4 protein-coding genes are annotated in these 3,567 nt (G+C 29.2%); all 4 read left to right on the forward strand.

All coding sequences use genetic code 11. The features are described from left to right. The first annotated feature begins 266 nt into the window (after positions 1-266). The 4 genes from CLCY_RS05325 to CLCY_RS05330 all read left to right on the forward strand — a co-directional run bounded on the left by CLCY_RS05325 (position 267) and on the right by CLCY_RS05330 (position 3,113). Positions 267-1,178, forward strand: a complete 912-nt coding sequence (locus tag CLCY_RS05325) for a DMT family transporter (protein ID WP_048570104.1) — start codon at positions 267-269, stop codon at positions 1,176-1,178. An 862-nt stretch (positions 1,179-2,040) separates the two neighbouring features. Then, complete coding sequence (locus CLCY_RS14055) at positions 2,041-2,169, forward strand: hypothetical protein (protein WP_278336144.1); 129 nt, start codon at positions 2,041-2,043, stop codon at positions 2,167-2,169. Between the two features lie 65 nt (positions 2,170-2,234). After that, positions 2,235-2,381: a hypothetical protein gene (locus CLCY_RS13895; protein ID WP_200899964.1), complete on the forward strand. Its 147-nt coding sequence runs from the start codon at positions 2,235-2,237 to the stop codon at positions 2,379-2,381. A gap of 195 nt (positions 2,382-2,576) precedes the next feature. Then, positions 2,577-3,113 (forward strand): phosphatase PAP2 family protein, encoded by a 537-nt coding sequence (locus CLCY_RS05330; RefSeq protein WP_048570105.1) that lies wholly within the window; start codon positions 2,577-2,579, stop codon positions 3,111-3,113. Positions 3,114-3,567: the final 454 nt, after the last annotated feature.

Consider the following 3,567-nt stretch of genomic DNA (forward strand, 5'->3'; position numbering starts at 1 on the left):
GAATCCCAGCCTTCCAAGCTGGTTGTGTGGGTTCGATCCCCATCACCCGCTCCATCAAAAGACAATCATAAGATTGTCTTTTTTTATGTTTAAATTTAAATTAAGCATAGTACATAAACAGAATTCTTAAATCAGTTTTTTTAACTCTCACTGATTTTTAGAAGTCCTTATCCAGGAGCTTAGTGACATTTATACCACAGCTTATAGAAGTAGGGGTATTAGTGGCAGTTAGCTATCGGATAAATAATTATAAGGAGATATCGCTTATGAATAATTCAAAAGTAACTATGGGTCATATTCTTGCAGCAATTACCATAGTGGTTTGGGGGACAACCTTTATATCAACAAAGGTTTTATTAAATAGCTTTTCCCCTATAGAAATATTATTTTTGAGATTTGTAATTGGCTATATTGCACTTTTCATAATTAAGCCTGGCTTTTTGAAGTTTAAAAGTTGGAAGGAAGAAGCATACTTTGCAGGAGCTGGTTTATGTGGAGTAACACTATACTTCCTACTAGAAAATATAGCACTTACATATACCTTTGCATCTAATGTAGGAATTATTATTTCTATAGCACCAATATTTACTGCACTATTAGCCCATGTCTTTCTAGATGGAGAAAAATTACGTATGCGTTTTTTTATAGGTTTTGCGGCAGCTATCATAGGGATAGCCTTAGTAGCTTTTAATGGTAATTATCTTTTAAAGTTAAATCCTTTAGGAGATATATTAGCTACACTTGCAGCACTAGTTTGGGCATTCTACTCAATTTTAATGAAAAAAATAACTAGCTTTAACTATAATACAATCCACTACACGCGTAGAACCTTTTTCTATGGAATAATATTTATTATACCCACACTATTCTTTTTTGATTTTAATTTAGGTTTGAAAGACTTTACTTATATACCTAATATACTCAATATAGTTTATTTAGGTCTTGGAGCTTCAGCTGCATGTTTTGTTATATGGAATTTTGTAATAGGAATACTTGGAGCAGTTAAGACTAGCGTATATATATATATGTCACCTGTTATTACTATTGTTGCTTCTGCTATTATTTTAAATGAAAATATTACATGGATAGCTATTATAGGTTCACTTCTTACTCTAATAGGTCTTTATATTTCTGAGAAGAAAATATACATTAAAAAATTTTTTAAAAAATGTGCATAGAAACTTTTTAAAATGACATAATAAGAATGTAAGCTAAACAAAAGAAGTTGCAAAGTAAAAAGCAATAAACTTTAGGAGGCGATTCCCAATGGTAACAGTGAATCTAAATGATATCGTAAGAGGAGATTTAGGAACACAAAATGATTATATAAATCACCCATAGGGCAGAGCACCAGATAGGTTAGGGTAGAATTAATTACTTAGTTCTACCTAGAAAGAATAAATGTTTACATTTATTTATTAGGCCTAGCCAAGCAGAAGATAGTTGCCTACTGCTATGCAATAAATTTTGGGGGGCGATTGCCTTGGAGCACGTGAACTTAAACAATTCAACTATTGAAAATTTAGGAACACAATATGATTATTAAATCATACTAGGGTACATCACCTATTAGGTTACGCAGGGTTAAATTTTTAGCTCTAGCCACTTAATATAGATGTTTATCATTTATATTAAGGATGTAAACTAAATAAAAAAGTTGCATTATTATGCAATGAATTTTAGGGGGCGATTGCCTTGGAGTGGGTAAACTTAAGCAATTCAACTATAGAAGAGTTAAGATTACAACATGATTATTAAATCATCCTAGGATATATCACCAGTTAGGTTACATGGGGCTGAATTTTTAGCTCTAGCCACTTAAAATAAATGTTTATCATTTATTTTAAGTGGCATTTATTTTTTTGAATCCTAAATTTTAAATATATAAGTAAAGTTAAATAGGTAAATATGTTAGTGATATCTAAGTTATAGAAGATTATATTCTAATAATTACATGCAAGCATAAAGAATATAATTTGTTGATTTTTCTAATAATATAAGTGTAAGTATTAATTAAATTTATTTAAGGATGTGAATGAAATGGCTAAAAAAGGTATGAGAAGACCAGATCCATCAGATCCACATGGAACTGAAAGTAACAAGAAACAAAAGTTCCCTAAAAATGATGTAGCTCCTGTTCCAGAAATACAAAATAAGAACAGAGGTTGATGCGTATTTTAGGCTAGGAATTAGTCTATAAGTTCATAAATTTATATTTTTAAGGAGGGAAAGTTATGACTAAGGACAGTCAACCAGATAACAAAAGAGCCAGAATGGAAAAGTGTAACTACCAAACTCCTATTACAAGTGAAGAAGCTAAAAATCATAATAGAACAGCTAAGAAGCAATCAATTACTAAAAATGGCTGGCAAAGTAACTAACTATACTTTTTAGTTTATTGTTTTTAATGAATACTATTATTTAATATACGAAGAAGGCAAGAGATATTAATTTCTTGCCTTTTTTTAATTTAAATATTAGAAGTTTTAATCTATAATATATGAAGTTAGTAAAATAAGTTAAAATATAATTATGTAATATATAATTATATACAATATACATAGGAAGGTGAGACAATGGATTTTATTCAAAATATAGATAACACTATTCTTAATTTCATACATGAAAACTTTAGTAATAGCCTTATGGATAAGGTTATGCCTTTTATTAGCAGTATAGCTAACAATGGAATGCTTTGGATTATAATTGCAATAATATTTATACTTACTTCTAAGCATAGGAAATATGGCGTAACACTTCTAATTGCATTAACTTTATCACTTGTTATTGGGGAAGTAATATTAAAGCCACTTATAGGAAGAATTCGCCCCTTTAATGTAAATGATGTTCTTATACTTATTCCTTCTCCAAGTGGATTCTCTTTTCCATCGGGACATAGTATGTCATCATTTACAGCGGCTACTATAATATGGAATTTTAATAAAAGGTTTGGAGTAGTTGCATTTATAGCTGCAAGTGTTATAGCTTTCTCTAGACTATATTTATATGTTCATTATCCAACAGATGTAATAGGGGGGGCGATTCTAGGAATTATGTGTGGAATGCTCTCATGCCTAATTATTTTCAAAATAAAAAAACGAAATAGAATATAACAAGTTAAAGGATGTTAATAAAATATAATTATTAACATCCTTATATATATATATATAACATCTTTAAGGAAGAAGGTAAGTATAAATAGAACCTAAGTAAAGAGATATTAGTATAAGATATTTTACATATTTATGAAAAAAACCTTCATTATACATAACAACTTAACCTAGTATGTCAACTATAGTAAAAGGGAGTATTATAGTGTAAAACCTTAAAGTATATAGTGTAAATTAGTTATAGTCATTATTATAAGAAACTTCATATTCTCTACCATGGTAAGATATATCTTGTCGCCGGGGACAACCGGTGATGAAGCGAAAGAAAAACTTAGCTTCACAAGATAAAATTGAAAAACATAGTTGACAAAATGAAAATTATGTTTTACAATAATAAAACACTTGGTCATTGAAAACTAAACAGTAACTATAGCGAGCGTACAATAATTTTGTGTGT

It is taken from the genome of Clostridium cylindrosporum DSM 605, from assembly GCF_001047375.1.
Taxonomy (GTDB): Bacteria; Bacillota; Clostridia; order Clostridiales; family Caloramatoraceae; genus Clostridium_AB; species Clostridium_AB cylindrosporum.

Excerpts from the sequence above, each read along its gene's own strand:
- CLCY_RS05325 (WP_048570104.1), top strand. The coding sequence starts at position 267 with ATGAATAATTCAAAAGTAACTATGGGTCATATTCTTGCAGCAATTACC.
- CLCY_RS14055 (WP_278336144.1), top strand. The coding sequence starts at position 2,041 with ATGGCTAAAAAAGGTATGAGAAGACCAGATCCATCAGATCCACATGGA.
- CLCY_RS13895 (WP_200899964.1), top strand. The coding sequence starts at position 2,235 with ATGACTAAGGACAGTCAACCAGATAACAAAAGAGCCAGAATGGAAAAG.
- CLCY_RS05330 (WP_048570105.1), top strand. The coding sequence starts at position 2,577 with ATGGATTTTATTCAAAATATAGATAACACTATTCTTAATTTCATACAT.